Origin of the sequence: Vogesella amnigena, from assembly GCF_042648905.1 — a bacterium.
Classification (GTDB): Bacteria; Pseudomonadota; Gammaproteobacteria; order Burkholderiales; family Chromobacteriaceae; genus Vogesella; species Vogesella amnigena.
In genome coordinates, this window is sequence record NZ_JBHRYH010000024.1 from 1 (window position 1) to 16335 (window position 16335).

At 60.0% G+C, this 16335-nt stretch carries 19 protein-coding genes; 7 read left to right on the forward strand and 12 right to left on the reverse strand.

Annotated features, from left to right (window positions below):
- Positions 1 to 412 precede the first annotated feature (412 nt).
- The 4 genes from ACFOKJ_RS11960 to ACFOKJ_RS11975 form a co-directional block, all read right to left on the reverse strand.
- Positions 413 to 946: a hypothetical protein gene (locus ACFOKJ_RS11960; protein ID WP_390279881.1), complete on the reverse strand. Its 534-nt coding sequence runs from the start codon at positions 944 to 946 to the stop codon at positions 413 to 415.
- A gap of 317 nt (positions 947 to 1263) precedes the next feature.
- A complete protein-coding gene (locus ACFOKJ_RS11965; protein WP_390279884.1) occupies positions 1264 to 1737 on the reverse strand; it encodes a hypothetical protein in 474 nt (157 codons plus the stop codon).
- Positions 1734 to 3242 (reverse strand): M23 family metallopeptidase, encoded by a 1509-nt coding sequence (locus ACFOKJ_RS11970; RefSeq protein WP_390279887.1) that lies wholly within the window; start codon positions 3240 to 3242, stop codon positions 1734 to 1736. Before ACFOKJ_RS11970 ends, ACFOKJ_RS11965 begins: the two co-directional genes overlap by 4 nt.
- Before the next feature lie 33 nt (positions 3243 to 3275).
- Positions 3276 to 5606, reverse strand: coding sequence for a type VI secretion system Vgr family protein (locus ACFOKJ_RS11975; RefSeq protein ID WP_390279889.1), 2331 nt, complete (start codon positions 5604 to 5606; stop codon positions 3276 to 3278).
- A 205-nt stretch (positions 5607 to 5811) separates the two neighbouring features.
- Here ACFOKJ_RS11975 and ACFOKJ_RS11980 point away from each other — a divergent pair, with 205 nt between their 5' ends.
- The 7 genes from ACFOKJ_RS11980 to ACFOKJ_RS12010 all read left to right on the forward strand — a co-directional run bounded on the left by ACFOKJ_RS11980 (position 5812) and on the right by ACFOKJ_RS12010 (position 10135).
- Positions 5812 to 6300 carry a DNA-deoxyinosine glycosylase gene (locus ACFOKJ_RS11980; RefSeq protein ID WP_390279891.1) on the forward strand — a complete coding sequence of 163 codons (489 nt, stop codon included), beginning with the start codon at positions 5812 to 5814 and terminating at the stop codon, positions 6298 to 6300.
- A gap of 21 nt (positions 6301 to 6321) precedes the next feature.
- Positions 6322 to 6516, forward strand: coding sequence for a hypothetical protein (locus ACFOKJ_RS11985; RefSeq protein ID WP_390279893.1), 195 nt, complete (start codon positions 6322 to 6324; stop codon positions 6514 to 6516).
- A gap of 84 nt (positions 6517 to 6600) precedes the next feature.
- Positions 6601 to 7788, forward strand: a complete 1188-nt coding sequence (locus ACFOKJ_RS11990; RefSeq protein WP_390279896.1) for a molybdopterin molybdotransferase MoeA — start codon at positions 6601 to 6603, stop codon at positions 7786 to 7788.
- Positions 7785 to 8132: a 2Fe-2S iron-sulfur cluster binding domain-containing protein gene (locus ACFOKJ_RS11995; RefSeq protein ID WP_390279898.1), complete on the forward strand. Its 348-nt coding sequence runs from the start codon at positions 7785 to 7787 to the stop codon at positions 8130 to 8132. The genes ACFOKJ_RS11990 and ACFOKJ_RS11995 overlap by 4 nt, the downstream gene beginning before the upstream one ends.
- 14 nt (positions 8133 to 8146) lie before the next feature.
- Positions 8147 to 9238 (forward strand): DUF3616 domain-containing protein, encoded by a 1092-nt coding sequence (locus ACFOKJ_RS12000; protein WP_390279900.1) that lies wholly within the window; start codon positions 8147 to 8149, stop codon positions 9236 to 9238.
- A gap of 82 nt (positions 9239 to 9320) precedes the next feature.
- A complete protein-coding gene (locus ACFOKJ_RS12005; RefSeq protein WP_390279902.1) occupies positions 9321 to 9530 on the forward strand; it encodes a hypothetical protein in 210 nt (69 codons plus the stop codon).
- Positions 9527 to 10135, forward strand: a complete 609-nt coding sequence (locus ACFOKJ_RS12010) for a 3'-5' exonuclease (protein ID WP_390279904.1) — start codon at positions 9527 to 9529, stop codon at positions 10133 to 10135. Before ACFOKJ_RS12005 ends, ACFOKJ_RS12010 begins: the two co-directional genes overlap by 4 nt.
- A 272-nt stretch (positions 10136 to 10407) precedes the next feature.
- On the opposite strand, the gene ACFOKJ_RS12015 is transcribed toward ACFOKJ_RS12010, so the two are convergent.
- From ACFOKJ_RS12015 to ACFOKJ_RS12050, 8 genes are all read right to left on the reverse strand, one after another.
- Complete coding sequence (locus tag ACFOKJ_RS12015) at positions 10408 to 10908, reverse strand: hypothetical protein (protein WP_390279906.1); 501 nt, start codon at positions 10906 to 10908, stop codon at positions 10408 to 10410.
- Positions 10909 to 10969: 61 nt separating this feature from the next.
- Complete coding sequence (locus ACFOKJ_RS12020; protein WP_390279908.1) at positions 10970 to 11428, reverse strand: hypothetical protein; 459 nt, start codon at positions 11426 to 11428, stop codon at positions 10970 to 10972.
- Positions 11429 to 11508: 80 nt separating this feature from the next.
- The gene (locus ACFOKJ_RS12025) at positions 11509 to 11961 is read right to left on the reverse strand and encodes a hypothetical protein (RefSeq protein ID WP_390279911.1); all 453 of its coding nucleotides are present in this window, start codon (positions 11959 to 11961) and stop codon (positions 11509 to 11511) included.
- An 880-nt stretch (positions 11962 to 12841) separates the two neighbouring features.
- Positions 12842 to 13693, reverse strand: a complete 852-nt coding sequence (locus tag ACFOKJ_RS12030) for an ATP-binding cassette domain-containing protein (protein ID WP_390279913.1) — start codon at positions 13691 to 13693, stop codon at positions 12842 to 12844.
- A complete protein-coding gene (gene modB, locus ACFOKJ_RS12035) occupies positions 13690 to 14358 on the reverse strand; it encodes a molybdate ABC transporter permease subunit (RefSeq protein WP_390279915.1) in 669 nt (222 codons plus the stop codon). The genes ACFOKJ_RS12030 and modB overlap by 4 nt, the downstream gene beginning before the upstream one ends.
- A complete protein-coding gene (locus tag ACFOKJ_RS12040; RefSeq protein ID WP_390279916.1) occupies positions 14351 to 14755 on the reverse strand; it encodes a TOBE domain-containing protein in 405 nt (134 codons plus the stop codon). The genes modB and ACFOKJ_RS12040 overlap by 8 nt, the downstream gene beginning before the upstream one ends.
- A complete protein-coding gene (modA, locus tag ACFOKJ_RS12045) occupies positions 14752 to 15510 on the reverse strand; it encodes a molybdate ABC transporter substrate-binding protein (protein ID WP_390279918.1) in 759 nt (252 codons plus the stop codon). Before modA ends, ACFOKJ_RS12040 begins: the two co-directional genes overlap by 4 nt.
- 32 nt (positions 15511 to 15542) lie before the next feature.
- Positions 15543 to 16295, reverse strand: coding sequence for a TOBE domain-containing protein (locus tag ACFOKJ_RS12050; protein ID WP_390279920.1), 753 nt, complete (start codon positions 16293 to 16295; stop codon positions 15543 to 15545).
- Positions 16296 to 16335 lie beyond the last annotated feature (40 nt).

Here is a 16335-nt window from a genome sequence, read left to right on the forward strand (position 1 = left end):
GCGGCGCATGCTGGAGCGTTACCGTCGACAGATTCAGCCGGTGCATTGTTTGCAGGAGGCTCTCGGGAGAGGCTACCAACTCGTAATTGGGACATAGCCTTTTTTATACTGGTTATTCGTTTGATTGATATTTATCCTTGGCTAAGGATGCTGCTTTCTTAAGGCATGATATTTTTTTCATGGGAGTAACTGAGTGCTGATAGAGTTAAAATAATTATTGCCGCAACTGGTTTCAGTTTTCTTTCCTTAAGAGTTTTATGGGTGGAATTCGGTATTTATAGTTGTTGTTTTTTATGGTCATGTTGTGGTTATTTTGGTCGCTCAGTGTTGTTTTTTATTTTGTTGTTGTTTTTTATTCTGCGATGGGGTTTGTATTTTTTATGTTTTTGGAACTGCACGATGCTATGCATTTTCAATGGTTATTTCCATGCACTGGTGCAATCGATTTTCCCGACAAACGTTCCATCTTTGCGGTAGTGTAAACATTGATATGGCCAAAAAAATGGAGATGCTTTTTTTTCTTGTATATTATTCTTGTTTCTGTGAATTCAGATGTAGGCGCTCTGTCTTGTGTGATGATGGTTTCGGGTAGTTTTCCATTTTTCAAACTAAAATCAACTGTCTCTGAGTAAGGCGCCATTAATATTATGCAGGTTATACCGTTTTTTCTTGTTTGATATAAAAGTCTTAACGGGCTGGATGATGGTGTGGCTTCTATTTGCCATGTGTATATATTGCCGTATATATCCCTATTTTTTTCGATTTTACTTATCATTCCTTCCAAGTTGTTGCTATTTTTAGGGTGGTATTTTTTCATGCATGTGCCAACGGGGGAGTTTTCCCATGCTGTATTTTTGAGATGGGTTGGCAAGTTGGTGCTGTAAATAATTTCTGAGTATACTGATACTAGTAGTAGTGAAAATATTCTATGGACGCTGATTTTCATAATTTATAACTCCACTGGATTGGTAAGAAATTTCTTGAGGTGGGAATGTTGTGCAAAGAAGTGGTGTCCAGTTTGGTTTTTGTGGGGTTCCCAAGTTTACAAGTGGTGTCAGGGATGGATATTGAAAATTTTCCGTGCCAGTTTTAGGCTCTGTGTCAAGTAGCTGGTTTTTTAAAAACCTAAAAAACTGATGGCGATTAGCGAAGCCAGCAGATCCACCATTTATTAGCCAGTTTATGAAACTAACAATAGTTTCTTTGCTACCTAAATCACTAGCTCTATTTATATTTTTTTTTGCCTCTAAATGATTTTGTTATTCAGTAAAATCCACTTGCCTCTCCTGCATGGTTTTGGTCTGTGGAAATTATGGATGGGTCATATTTTGGCCACCAAATTACCGAGGTGCCCCCATTGGCGGTTAGGTGATGCGATGTTTGATTTATTCTATGGTCGTTGTAGTTTTGGTTTGTGATGTTCGGTATTTTTTTATATGTGCCATAATCTTTGTAGTTTTTTAACCAAGTTAATTGTAAATATCCTCTACCAAAAAATGCATCATATGGTTTGTTATTTCCATTGCCATCTTCAGAAATTGTCCTAAGCATTCCGGTTTCAATGTATATTTGCGCTAATATATGAGATTTTCTGATTTTGTTATTTCCAATGAATTTTCTAAAGAGTATGTTTAAACTGGTGTTGTATGTGTTTGTGCTGGTAAGTGCAGTTTGCCAACTTATGTTTCCAGATAGACTTTTTCGAGGAATACACTGAGCCAACTCTGAAGTACTCAACCACCCACACTTCCTGAAGTGGCAAATGAACTCCCGCGGATTGAAGTGCCACTGTGCCGTAAAATATTCCGGGTAATTAAATACAAGGCCCGTACTCGCTTCTGGCACTGCTCTAGATCGGTGGCCGACATTGGCTCCGGGTTATAGTCGCTACGCTCTTGGCGCCACTTGGTATTCTGGTCAACTTTGCTTTTGTCCCACTCACTGTTCAGCTTGCAGATGGCGCGGCGTAGTTGCCGTGACTTGAGCGAGGCTGGTTGGCTGTTGTCTAGCAAGGTGTTGTAGTGCGCACGTGCCAGATCCCAGGTGAGTGTTTCGTCAGGGGTGATCTTCAGCAGCGCTTGCAGTGTCGTGGACTCACAGCGGCCATCGGTATTGCCGTCGTCGATCAGCTGCCAGCCCTGCCAACCCGGAAAGTCGGCATCGCTGTAGAAGCGGGTACCGGTGGTGTTCAGATTGACCCAGCCGATGTCGCTATCGCCGCTGCCGTAGCGTAGCTGTTGCCAGTTCGGCACATTGGCTGGCAGCGGGGTTTCATGCGCGGTATTGATGACTCGGCCAAAGCGCAATAACTCATAGACGGCGCTGGGCGCGGGGATGGTCGCGGCAGGAAGGTGCAGGGCTTCGTAGGCATCGCTGATATCGGTAGCGGCCTGGTACAGGCTGTATTCGGCGTCTTTCGCTTCTGTGGTGCCCAGTACTGTGCCGTCGTGCTTGCGGGTGGTGTAATAGGCGCTACCCGCTTTGGCCAATGTACCGGGCTGGGTGGGGTGGGCATAGCCGGGACCGCAGGCATAGAACTGGCTGATGATCAGGCTTTCCCCCGCCGCCGTATGTGTTTTGGGCGTCATGCCAGTGGGCAGAGGCTGATGGAGCGGCGGTTTGCTGGCGTAAATAGGGGTGTTGGCGGGCAGCAGGTAATGATTTTCGCCATACACCGCGTCGATGCGACCGTTGCCACTTAGCTGCGGCGCAAGCCTCTCGTCGAGATTCAGCAGTTTTTTCAGATTGGCGTCATCACAGACAATCTCGAAATGAATGGTGCGCGGGCGGCTATCCACGCTGCCGGCTATGCCGAGCACATCCTTGCGATACACCATCTTGCCGACGTTGGGCAGTTTGTCGGCCAAGGTGTCCATGTGCATGTACAGCGAGTAGAAGGTGATATTGGTGGCATTGTTTCCAGTGCCGATATCGGTGGTGTGCTTGAGGATGACCACGCCGTTATCGCTATCGACCCGGTTGCTGCTGTTTTTCAACTCGAGGATGCTGACGGCGGTGGATTGTTGTTTATAAAGCAGTACGCCATCGGCAATGGCGCGCACGGGTTCGAAACCCTCGCCCTGTGGCGGCGCGCTCAGGTGCAGGCCTCCATGCCAGGCCATGTTGTTGCCGATGGGAAATGCACCCTGGCCAGCTTGATAGCCGCCCATGCAGCGATCCAGCCAGGCATCTTCGGTTTCGTTGTCCTGCCGTGGAGGCAGGAAAGGTGGGCTGATCAGCATGCTGGTTCCCTTGTCTGCATCTATTCAAATGGTTTAGCTGGAGTAGCCGTGCCGGCTGCTCGGGTTGAACTGACTGTGTGGTAGCACGGGCATCTCTGCCGACAGACTCGCCGGCCCGGCATAGCCGAACGAGGCCGTCTTGAAGCGCAGGTCGCCGGGGCCGCCGATCTCGATGCTGCCCCCTTCCAGCTTGATGTAGGCGCCACCGCATAACAGCAGCAGACGCTGTTTGGCGTTGACAGTGACATTGCCCTCGGTGCTGACCACGGTCATGTCGTGGGCGCTGGCCAGGCTCATGGCATCGTTCTGCGCCTGCACATCCACTTTGCCCTTGGCGGCATAGGCTTTCAGCCCCTGGCGGTTGGCCAGCAGGCTGATGGCATCGCCGGCGGCCACGGTGAAGTTTTTACCGGTGCCGACATCGGTCTGGCCGCCAGCAGTAAACATCAGGTTCTTGCCGGCACTGTGCTGAATGCTGTCTGGCGTGACGCAGGCAATGCCGGCCGGCGCGGAGAGCAGGATGGCGGCCTGTTGCAGCGATTGCAGCTGCTGTTGCAGCAAGGTTTGCTGGCTGTGCAGGTCGGCCAGCTCGGCCCGCGCCTGCTGTGCCGCGTCGCGCAGGCTGGCCACCAGGCGCTGCGCGTCATCCAGCTGACGCAGCGCTTCGGTCATGTCCAGGGTTTTGCCATTGGCCCGTGGCTGTGCATCCGCCGAGATAAAAACCCCCTTGCCCGCGCGCAGCGCGCCCCAGTGGTCCGTGCGCAGCTCGAAGCCTTCGCCGCGCGGCTGGCGCTGCGCGTCCACCAGGTGGCCGAGGTTGAGCTGGGTTTTGCCGTATTCGGTGGATAGCTTGATGTGCTGCTGATTGTCCTTGTCCTCCAGCCGGATCTTGTTGTTGCTGGGGGTGCGGATCACATTGCGGGTGTGGTTCTTGTTGGTGACCAGGTCCGGCTTGGTCTGGTCGTGCAGCGAGGTCAGCAGGTAGGGGCGGTCGATGTCGCCGCCCTGGAACGCCACCTGCACCTCGGTGCCGTCGATCAGTGGGAAGTGGAAGCCGTAGGTATCGCCGGCATACGGCCGCGCCAGGCGCATCAGCCGGCTGCTGCCGGCCGGCGGCCACTGGCCGTTGCGTGCCTGCTGGTCGAACAAATACTGCACGCGGTACAGGCCGTGTTCGTTCAAATAGGCATTGCTGTAGCGGCTGGGGCTGGTGATGCGCGCCGGAATGGTGCCGCTAATGGTCGGCTTGGGCGTGGTCTGTGGCAGTCGGTAGATGCGCTCGGCGGGGATGGCGCTGAATTCGCTCAGCCAGGCGGCATTGCGCGCTGCGCGGTGGCGCACCTGGGTGATGACCCAGCCGAACTCGGCTTGCGGATCCGGGGCGCCGTCGGTGCGGAAGATCTGCGCCGGGGCGAAGGCCAACACGTTGGCCGCACCGCTGGCTACTACCTGGCGGGCGAGGTTGATCTCCTGCTGCAGCCGCGCCGCGTCCAGCCCCTGCTGCGGGTCTTTCTGGTGCGTGCCCCAGCGGTAATCGCTGCCGATCAGACCCGCGTGCTTGGGGTTGGCCAGCTTGCTGCCCAGCAGATCGGCACCGCCGCTGCTGCGGTAGTTGTAATCCAGGCGCTGGATATTGCCGGTGACCGGCGTGGCGCAGACCTGCAGGCTGTGCACCGCCTCCTGCCGGCCACTTTCCAGCCCGGCGTCCGGGCGGTACAGCGCTACGCTCTGCGCCGGCAGGTAATGGCTTTGGTCGTCGGCGAACACCACCACTTCGTGGTCGTCCTGCTGGGTGAAGTAATAGAACAGCCCGGCGGCTTCGCAGCAGCGCTGCAGAAAGGCGAGGCCAGTCTCGTTCCAGCGGGTGATGTGCTCCAGCAGCGGGTAAGACCGCGTGGTGCGGATCTGGAAATCCTGGCCGGCGAGGCCGATGTCCTCGCGCAGCAGCTGGTTGATCAGCGCCGGAATGTCCAGGTTCTGGTACAGCTTGCTGTCGGTGACATCCGCCAGCCGCGCCAACCGTGGCGCCACCTCCAGCTGGTACACCGACTCCTCCACGCTGCTGCTGAGCCGCGTGGCCTGGCGGATCACCCCGCCCCAGGCGCGCACCGGCGCGCGGGTGGCCTCGGCGAACGGCATGCCATCGGCCAGCGCGGCTTCATTGACCGGGCTGACGGTAAAGCGGGCGGGGCGGTCGAGCAGGGCAAGCAGATCAAGCGGGGAACGGCAGGTAACGGTAAGGGTGAGGCGGTAGGGTTGGCCGATGGCCTCGGTGATATCGAGCGTGCGGACAGACAGCGCCAGCGGCAGGCCACCCGGCCCCTTCACGCCTGGAATGGACAGGTGATATGCCTGGATGGCCATGGTGTGTTCCCCGCAAGCTGATGTCGAGGAAGGCAAGGTAAAACATGCTCATGGCTTAAACAGTCAATTATGATGAACTCGCAATGCCACGCCTGCAGATATTGCGATAGGCAGCGTTGATCATGTTGCCGTGCCTGGTGTACTTTCGCGCCTCTCCAAGACTGCAACACGCGGCTTAAGCGGCGCTGCCGTTACATACGATGCCATGACGATACGCAAATCCAGCTTTCCGCCGGTGGTGGCGCAGGACACCCGCTTGCTGATTCTCGGCTCACTGCCGGGCGAGGCATCGCTGCAGGCCGGGCAGTACTACGCCCACCCGCGCAACCAGTTCTGGCGGCTGATGTCGGCGGTAACCGGCAGCGAGTTGCCGGCGCTGGACTACCCGCAAAGGTTGGCCGCATTGCAGGCGCATGGCGTCGGCTTGTGGGATGTGGTGGCCGACGCGCAGCGCCGCGGTAGTCTGGATGCCGATATTCGCGAGGCGCGCTACAACCCGCTGCAGGAGCTGCTTGCCAGCCTACCGGCGTTGCGGGCAGTGGCGTTCAACGGCAAAACCGCCGGCAAGGCGCAGGTGCAGCTGGCTGGCTGTGGCGTGGAGCTGCTGGTGCTGCCCTCGTCCAGCCCGGCGTTGACATTGGCTTTCGACAAAAAACTTGAAGAATGGCGACAATTGGTCCGATATATCAGCTGAACGCAGCTTACGGACTCTGTCATGAATCGCTACTGCATCTGGTTTGTTACCGCTGACGACCCTGCCACCCGCCGTGCCGAGGTGAGCTTAACTGGCACGCTACATAGTGCTCAGGTGCTGGATGACATCGAACAGCAGCTGGCCGCGCAATTGCGTCTGCCGCGTATCATGATCACCCACTGGCAGCGCTTCGAAGATCCTGCATACAACGGCTGAGCCGGCGGCTAGTGCCGATGGCGTATGCCGCGCCAGCGCTAGCTGTGCGATGATGCGGCTTTCCCTTTTGCTGCCATTCCTGCCATGCAAAGCGTAGATCAGACCCGCGACTGGCTGCTGTCCCAGGCCCGTCCGCTGCACACCTCCGAAACCGTTTCCCTGCTGGATGCCGCCGGCTGCGTGCTGGCCGCCGATATCGTGGCCACGCTGGACGTACCGCCGCACGACAACAGCGCCATGGATGGCTACGCCGTGCGCGCCGCCGATGCGGCCAACGTGCTGCCTGTGAGTCAGCGCATTCCCGCCGGCAGCCAGCCGCAGCCGCTGGCCACTGGCAGTGCCGCGCGCATCTTTACCGGCGCGCCGATTCCGCCGGATGCCGATGCGGTGGTGATGCAGGAACAGGCGGAGCTGCAGGACGACGGCAGCGTACGCTTCACTGCACCGGTGAATGCCGGGCAGAACATCCGTCGCCGTGGAGAGGACATCTCCAGCGGCCAGGTGGTGCTGCAGGCTGGCCGCCGCCTGAGCGATGCCGACATCGGCCTGGCGGCGTCCATTGGCGTGGCCGCGCTGCCGGTGTGGCGCAGCCTGCGCGTGGCGGTGTTCTTTACCGGCGACGAACTGGTGGAGCCGGGCCAGCCGCTCACCGCCGGCAAGATCTACAACTCCAACCGCTACTGGCTGGTGCCGGCGTTGCGTCGCCTGGGCTGCCAGGTACTGGATCTGGGCATCGTGGCGGATACGCTGGATGCCACCCGCGCCGCACTGCGCGAAGCGGCTGCCAGCGCCGACGTGGTGATGACCTGCGGCGGCGTGTCGGTGGGCGAGGAAGATCATGTAAAAGCGGCGGTGGAAGCCGAGGGCGAGCTGCAGCTGTGGAAGATCGCCATCAAGCCGGGCAAGCCGCTGGCCAGCGGCCGGGTGGGCGATGCCGACTTCATCGGCCTGCCGGGCAACCCGGTGTCCGGCTTCGTGACCTACGCGGTGCTGGTGCGCGACTTCCTGCGCGCGCGCATGGGCGAGGCGGTGCAAGCTTGGCCGCAAGCACGCCAGCTGCCGGCAGCGTTCGAATGGAACAAGCCGGATGCTAGGCGCGAGGAGTTCCTGCGCGTGCAGCTGCGCGAGCAGGACGGCCAGCTGGTGGTGAACCGCTACCCGAACCAGGGTTCCGGTGTGCTAACTTCCTGCGCCTGGGCCGATGCGCTGGTGCGCCTGCAGCCGGGGCAGCGGGTGGCGCCGGGCGACATGGTGGCGGTCTACCCGCTGTGATTCGCCTGAGCTTCTGGCGCGGCGGCGCGCTGCTGGCGCAGATCGACGACGCCCAGCCTGGCGACATGTTGCTGGATGTCGCCCGCTTTCACGAGGTGCCGCTGCACTGGCGCTGCGGCCAGGGCACCTGCGGCACCTGCGCGGTGCACATCCGCCACGCTGCACAGCCGCGCGAGGTGATGGTTGGCCGCAAGGAGCGCAATGTGCTGCTGCGCGCCGGCCTGATAGACGCGGCGCCGGCGGTGCTGGAGAGCTGGCCAGATACCGACGCCACGCCACGGCTGGCCTGCCATCTGCCGCTGGAAGACATGGCCTGGCAAGTGCTGCTGCCGGACGACAACTGAATCCAAGGAAAACCATGCCCCGCAAATTACAGCACAACGCGGTACAGCTGCTGCTCGACAGTGAACATCTGGTGCACGACAACCTTTCCGGCGCCGCCGCCTGCGGCGATGTGCTGTGGGTGGCCGGCGACGAGGCCGCCGGGCTGGATCGGCTGCTGCGCCAGCCAGAAAGCAACGATGGCGTGCTGCGCTTTCTGGCCGATGGTCACTACCCGCTAGCCGATTTTCTGGACTTGCCGGATGCGGCCAACGTCGAGGCCGATATCGAAGGCCTGGCGATTGCTGACGGTTATCTGTGGCTGGTTGGCTCACATGGTCTGAAACGCAAGGCGCCCAAGCCGGAGCGCAGCACGGCCGACAACCTGGCACGGCTGGCCACGGTAGGCAGTGATGGCAATCGCTGCCTGTTGGCGCGCATTCCGCTACAGGACGATGCCAGCGGCCAGCCACAGCTGGCGCGACAGACGCAGGATGGGCGTAGTGCGGCGCGGCTCAAGGGCAAGAAGAAAAGCAATGAACTTACCGCCTTGCTGGCCGAAGATGCGCAGCTGGCGCCGTTCATGGCGATTCCCGGCAAGGATAACGGCTTTGATATCGAAGGGCTGGCGGTGTGTGAGCAGCGGCTGCTGCTTGGTCTGCGCGGCCCGGTGCTGCGTGGCTGGTCCTGCGTGCTGGAGATTCGTGTGGAAGAGCGACAGGGCCAGCTGCGGCTGGTGCCGCTGGCAGATGATGGCCCCATGTATCGCAAACACTTTCTGCCGCTGGCAGGGCTGGGCGTGCGTGATCTACATTTCGATGGCGATGACCTGCTGATTCTGGCCGGCCCCACCATGGTGCTGGATGGTGCCATCCGGGTGTTCCGCTGGCAGGATGCCCGCCGCGCGCTGGCACAACAGCCGGCGCAGGATGTGGCCAGCCTGCACTGGGACGGGGTACAGGAATTGCTGGTGCTGCCGCACGGCAAGGGGCAGGATCGGGCAGAGGCCATTTGCCGCCTGCCGGCGCACTGGGCTGGCGAGGACAGCTGGCTGGTGCTGTACGACGCGCCATCGGCGGCGCGCAAGCCGCGTCCCGGCATCGTGTGTGGCGACCTGCTGCAGCGCTGAGCCGTGCAGCGCTTGCAGTTGTCCGCCAGCCGCGTACAATGCGCGGCTCATTAATATTGCATTGATTCACAAAGGAAAAACCATGGCCAAGAAGCAGAAGCACGACGACGAGCTGGACGACGAAACCCTGGCGCTGCTGGCCTGGTGCATGGAGGTGGAAACCCACCTGGTGGCCGCCGGCGCCACCCCGGAAGAAGCGCAGGACCACATCGAAGAGCAGGCCGAGTGGTACACCGACATGTTCTATGACGGACTGAGCCCGGCCGAGGCCGCCAAGCAGGCGCTGGCATGAAGCAGCGCCTGGCGGTTATCGACTTCGAAACCACCGGCATCACGCCGGGGCCAGGTTGCCGCGCCACCGAGATCGGCATCGTGCTGCTGGAAGGCGGCCAGATCGTCGACCGCTACCAGAGCCTGATGAATGCCGGCGTGCGTGTGCCGGCGATGATCGAGCAGCTCACCGGTATCAGCAATGCCATGCTGCGCAGCGCGCCGCCGGTAGCTCAGGTGATGCGCGAGGCGGCCGATTTTGTCGGCAGCACGCCGCTGGTGGCGCACAACGCCAGCTTCGACAGCAAGTTCTGGGATTACGAGCTGGCCCAGCTGGGCCGCAGCCGGCCACAGGCCTTCGCCTGCACACTGCTGCTGTCGCGCCGCCTGCTGCCGCAGGCGCCGGATCACAAGCTGGGCACGCTCACCCGCTGGGCCGGCCTACCCGCCACCGGCCGCGCCCACCGTGCCCTGGCCGATGCCGAGATGGCGGCCAACCTGCTGCTGCATCTGGGCTCCACCTTGCGCCAGCGTCACGGCATCGCCCCGGCGCACGAACTGCTGTGCAAACTGCAGAAAGTTCCCGCCGCCAAGGTAGCGCAGTTCCTGTCCGCCACGCCAGCCTGAAGGGTAGGGTGGAAGCCCGCAGGGCGTTCCACCAACTCAGACTAGCCCATCGTGGCGGATCGCCCTTTGGGCATCCGCCCTACTTGCGGCGCCACAGTGGTGCTTTGCTGCTGGTGCGGCTTGCTATCTTTCCCTTCCGAGAATTTCGTTCTTCCACAATCTTGCGACCAACGTTGGCCGCACATGGTTGATGGATGGGTGCTAAGGTACAGCTGCTGCACAGCTTTATCGCTTGGCGCCCAGCGACCGAAGGGAGTGGGGGGAGTGACGGGTTAGCTATTTGGAAGCATGAAATTCTCGTGTGAAAAAATTACTCCGGCATTCGTTTTGACATCCCCATGCCGCCAAGATGCGTTCTCATAGCGAACGTAATACTCACTCGATCCCGATGCGCAAACGAGCTTGGAAACGAATGCCAGAAAGTCTTCCAGCATGAACTGGGTTTCGTTCAAATGCTCTGGAAAGAACGTAAGCTCACAAAATATTTCGGCTGGTACGCTCCAGCTAAAAAAGACTTGGAGGTAATTCGGGTCCTTGTTTCCGTGCCATATGGTACTCAGCGTTCCTGGCGCTCGATCAAAGAATTTCGGTAACGCCAAAAGTGCTAGCTCCTCCCCATCGCCGCTCATGGCTTGTGTGAGAGTCCATTCCGATGCCAGGAAATCGATGATGCCAGTCGCGCCAGTTTTGTTGATCCGCTCGCCAAAATTGATATCTCTGCACGAGCCATCGCGGTCGAGTAGGTCGTGCGTGATTGAGTCACGGTTAATCATGTGTGTGGATAACGTTCGGAGTGGGCGAGCAGGTTAAGCGGGGTGTGAGAAGGATGGATACTCATGTGTCGACAGTCACGTGCATAAGCGAGCCATTCTCGAAGTGGCACGTGTAAAGATTGCCTGAATTATCCGTTAGGCATTCAAATGTCAGTTCCCATGGGAGATTTTTGTTGCCTTCCAGTGGTACGTCTAAACTGGCGAGACGAAATGTTTTTTGCCAATCTGCATTTATTGGCTTGCGCTGCATGCTTTGGTGCCGCAGTGCTAAATCTGGCTTAACCGTCTGGTAGATTGAGTCAATACTATCGGTGACCCACAGAAAGAATTCAGCCTGAGCTTCTGATGGCGGAGCCTCGCCAATCGTATCGACACAGAGGGTTAGTTCTCCGTCTCGATGCGCTTCACGTAGCCAGTAAGGACCCTTGGCACCCTTTTCTAGTTGGAGTTCACCGAGGATCGGGTGCACGATCTTGATCTTCGGTTTTGACTCAAAGAGTTCGCGAATAAACTTAAGCATTCCGCACCGCCAAACGTGAAAATAACCGGACTGCGTGGCTGTTCGCGCTGGTTAGGTTGATTGTAGGGTTGGGCATCATTTCAGTTGACACCGGAGTAGTAGCCATGAACGCCGATGCCAATAGTTGAGAAAAACTGGCCATCTGGACTGTCAACTATGGGGCGCCAAAGGCTGAGTTCGATAGATGGGAAGGTGTAGCTGTAGCCGAGCTCGGGGTCTTCGCGGTCTAGCGACGAATGCAGCTCAATGAACTCGATTAACAGAGACGCTTTGGTCGAAAAGACCGGATGGCCCCAGAGTTCTACCTCGAAGCCGGCCCCGCGCGATAATTCAATGTATTCAACACGTGGCACAGTGCCAGAGTAGAACACTCGCAAACCGTTGTTTAGCCAGGCGTCGGTTGGATAAAGGGATGCGGGTGAATTCTTAAAACTGGTGCTGCAGGGCCCAAGCATTAGCAGAACCTCGGTCCGCGTCATGCCCAGTTTGATATTGCCAAACCCTACTAGCGGTTGTAGGTGAAGAGCCTTCATGTTATTCAACGTAAAACTAAGCGGCACAGCGCGGTTTTATCGCGCAGCGTCCAGCTGCTGAAAGGTGAGCCGCACCGGATTCGTAATTTTTCACTACACATAGTCACTCCACTTGTTTGGCTGGCCAATTCTTTGAACATGTTTAGGATGTTCTTCGATAAAGGCTTTGACAGCTTGCTTTGTTCGAGGAAGCGGATCATAGCTGTGGTATCCACTTCCAGAAAAACGGAAGCCTGCTTCCCAAAGGCATTTGGCTGTGAACCAGGCTGAGTTATCCGGCCTAGGTGGTGTCGCAAAATTGCGTCCCATGAACGCCATTCTGTGACCGCAGTTCGGGCAGTTGTGAGTGATAGCGGACTCGGCAAGATGTGCGCTTCCGGATGAGGAGTCAGATGTCGCAGGACGCTTAAATGAAACTTGGCAATCGAAGCAGGCGAAGTTGTGGAGGAACTGTGGCATGCGATGGCTAGCGTAATGCACACGGCGTTTTTACCGTGTAATCAAAATAAGAATGCCGTGGAATTTGGAGTGGCATGCGGCAATTCGTTGTTTGTCCGGTGAAATATAAATTCAGCATGGCGAACGTTCCTGATTATGTTGCGCCAGTGATCTTCAGTCAGACCAAGCGCAGGGCGCGGCAAAACCTGGCCATCCAGCGGTAGTGTCGCAACCTGCCTGCCTGCTTGGTATATGCCGTGCGAATTTAAGGTGACATTCCGCGCTTTGGCAAGCTGTATTTGCCGTGATGAAAGCGGCGGGTATCCCCTGCGAATTGGTTACAAAGGGCAAGGCGCAATATGCCCAGCAGCGATGCGTTGCCGGTGGGCACGGCCCGTGGCCTATGCCCACCCTACGAAATAGAGTCGTCGCCTGGCCTGGCCTAGCTAGCCTGCAACGGGCACAGATTCCCCGCCAGTAGTGGCAACTGGCTGCCCACCCGCAGACCTGCCACTTCCTCGGCATCCAGCAGGATGTCCACCATGCTGCCGCCGCTCTGTACCGTTACCCGCCACAGCAGGTCTGCCGGCTGGATGGCTAGCACGGTAGCGTTCAGCCGCAGCCGGTCGGCGGCGTTGCCGTGCAGGTAGACCTCGGCCGGGCTGCCCTGGCGCACGATGCGGCCTTGCTTCAGTTGCAGCACCTGGCTGGCCAGTTTGAACACTTCCGGAATGTCGTGGCTCACCAGCACGGTGGTCACGGCGAAGCGTTGCTGTAGTTGCAGCAGTTCGTCCTGCAGCCGGCTGCGCAGTGCCGGGTCCAGCGCCGATAGCGGTTCGTCCAGCAGCAGCAGGCGCGGGCGGCGGGCGAGGGCGCGGGCCAGTGCCACTCGCTGCCGCTGGCCGCCGGACAGCTGGCGTGGCTTCTGCCCGGCCAGGGGGGCGAGGCCGGTCAGCTCCAGCAGTTCTTCCACCAGTGCTGCATCGCCGGCCGCAGCACCGAAGGCCACGTTGCCGCGCACGTCCAGGTGCGGAAACAGCGCGTAATCCTGAAACACCATGCCTACGCCGCGTTGTTGCGGTGGCAGGCTGCGGCGGCAGTCTATCCAGCATTCACCGTCGACTTCCAGCTGGCCGCTGTCGGCGCTGACGAGGCCGGCCAGCAGGCGCAGTAGGGTGGTTTTGCCGGCACCGGATTCGCCGGTGAGGGCGGTGATCTGCCCTGCCGGTAGCGTGGCGGCGACATCCAGTGTCATCTGTGTAGAAAGGGTTTTTTGCAGTTGAAAGCGGATCATGCGGCCAACCTTTCGCCGTGGCGGCGCAGCAGGTTTACCGCCAGCACCACCGCAAAGGAGAAGCTGCACAGCACGGCAGCGTAGACGTGGGCGCTGGCGTAGTTCAGCGCTTCCACTTCGTTGTAGATGGCGATGGACGCCACGCGAGTGACGCCGGGGATGTTGCCCCCCAGCATCAGCACCAGGCCGAACTCGCCCACGGTGTGGGCAAAGCTCATCACCATGCCGGCCACCAGCGCCGGTTTGATGCACGGCAGCTCCACATGCATAAAGGTGTGCAGCCGGGATTTGCCCAGCGTGTAGGACGCCTCGCGCAGGCTGTCCGGCAGTGCCGATAGCGCGGCAGCTACCGGTTGCACCATGAACGGCAGGCTGAACAGTACCGAGCCGAGCACCAGTCCTGGGAAAGAGAACAGCAGCTGGATGTCGAAGCGCTGCAGCCATTGCCCCAGCAAACTGTTGGGTGCGAAAGCCAGCAGCAGGTAGAAGCCCAGTACCGAGGGCGGCAGCACCAGCGGCATGGTCACCAGGGTTTCCAGCAGCGGCTTGTACCAGCGGCGGCTGTGCGCCAGCCAGGCTGCCAGCGGCACGCCGAGCAGCAGCAGGATGGCGGTGGTGCTGGCCGCCAGCCGGGCGGTAAGCCATAGCGGTTGCAGGTCAATCATGGTGCTCTCCCGGTAGTAGCAGCATGGCGTGCGACTTGATCAGCGCGCTCACCGCCATGCCGGCAGCCAGTTGCAGCCGCAGTGCCGACTGGCGGGTGATCAGCGCGTGAAAGCGTAGTTGGCCGCAGCGCAGCGCCACCCGTGCCATCAGCGCACCCAGCGTCAGCTCGTCCACCACGCAGGGCAGGATGTTGCGAATGCTGATGTCGCCGACCAGGTCGCGCGCCAGCGCCACGTCCAGCTCGCGAAAACCCAGCGTAACCGGGGTGCCGACGCCGGCTGGGGCGGCATCGCCCAGCGCCAGCGCGGTGCAGTGCTGCTCGCCCACGCGGACCTGCAGCAGGTGGATGCCGTCGGCGCTGTGTACGCCGGTCACGAAACCTGGCAGCCGGTTCATGGCAGGCGGTAGCCGTAGCGTTGCAGGATGGCGCGCGCGGCAGGCGAGCTTAGATAGTCGAACAGCTTGCGCGCATCGGGGTTGGCCGCAGCCGGCTTCAGTAGTGCCATGTTCTGCACGATAGGCTGGTGGCTTTGTTCCGGCATGTCCACCCAGCGGCCCTTGCCCTGCATCTGCGGTGCCAGCACCAGCGCCTTGGCGACAAAGCCGGCCTGCGCCGCGCCGCTGTCCACGAACTGCGCCGCCTGGGCAATGTTGTCGCCCTGTACCAGCCGTGGCTTCACGCTGTCGGTTAGCTTGTAGAAGTCGAGTACCCGCAGTGCCTCGCTGCCGTAGGGGGCGGTCTGCGGGTTGGCGATCACCACCTTGCCGCTGGCGTTCTTTAGCCAGCTCTGCCACTGTTTGCCGTCAAAGTTCGGGTCTTTCGTCCATAGGACCAGTGCGCCCAGTGCGTAGGTCTTGGGTGCGGCAAGCGTCTGGCCGGCGCTGGCCAGCTTGCGCGGGGTTTCGTCATCGGCGGACAGGAATAGCTCGAACGGCGCGCCGGCCAACACCTGGGTGGCGATCTTGCCGGAGGAAGCGTAGGACGCTTCCACGGCAATGCCAGTGTCGCGGCTGAAGGCGGTGGCGATGTCGGCAAAGGCGTACTGCACGTTGGCCGCAACCGCCACCTTGACCGGGCTGGCAAAGGCGAGCGGGGCGAGCAGGGTCAGCATGATGGCGCGGAGGGTGCGAAGGTGAGGAAGGGTTTTCATCGGGGTGTCCTGTGGAAGGTGCTGCCGGTGGCTTAATCGAAGATGCCCAGAATCACGTTCTGGGCGGAAAACAGGGCGCTGACGTCGCTGCCCGGCTGCAGCTGCAGGCTGGCGATGCTGTCGTTGTCGACCATGGCGCACAGCGTGTTGCCGCCGGGTAGTTGCACGATGACTTCGCTATTCACCGCGCCAGGGGTCAGCCGCAGGATCTGGCCCTGCAGCCGGTTGGCGACAGCGATGCCGGTGGCCGCGTCCGGCGTGGCCAGGGCCAGCCAGGAGGCCTTGATTAGCGCCACCACCTGGAGGCCGGCAGCCAGGCCCAGTTCCAGGCTGCTGCCACGGGTAACCTGGGCGGTAAGCGTCTGCCCGCCGGCAAGCGCGATATGCACGGTGTCGTTCACTGCGCCGGCATCCAGCCGGGTGATGCGGCCCGGCAGCTGGTTGCGAGCGGAGGTGCGCAGCGGCAGGCGGCTGATGTCGGATAGTGCGGGCGATGCGCCGGTGGCGGCCTGCAGGGCGCTGCCGGCGTTGTCCCAGGCGTGCAGCAGTTGCGCGCCCAGCTCGGTGAGGCGGGTGCCGCCACCACCACGGCCGCCGGTCAGGCGTTCCACCAGTGGGCTGTCGCTTTGCCGGTTCATGTTGTCCACCTGCTGCCACGCGGCCTTGTAGCTGATGCCGCAGCTGCGGGCCGCCGCGCTGATCGAGCCTTCGGCGGCAATGGCGCGTAGTAGCGCCAGGCGCTGGCTGGCGCCGTGGCCGGCGAATAGTTGCCATGGGTCGTTCATCGCTATTCTTCGCTATTCAATTATGGGTTAACGCTGGCGT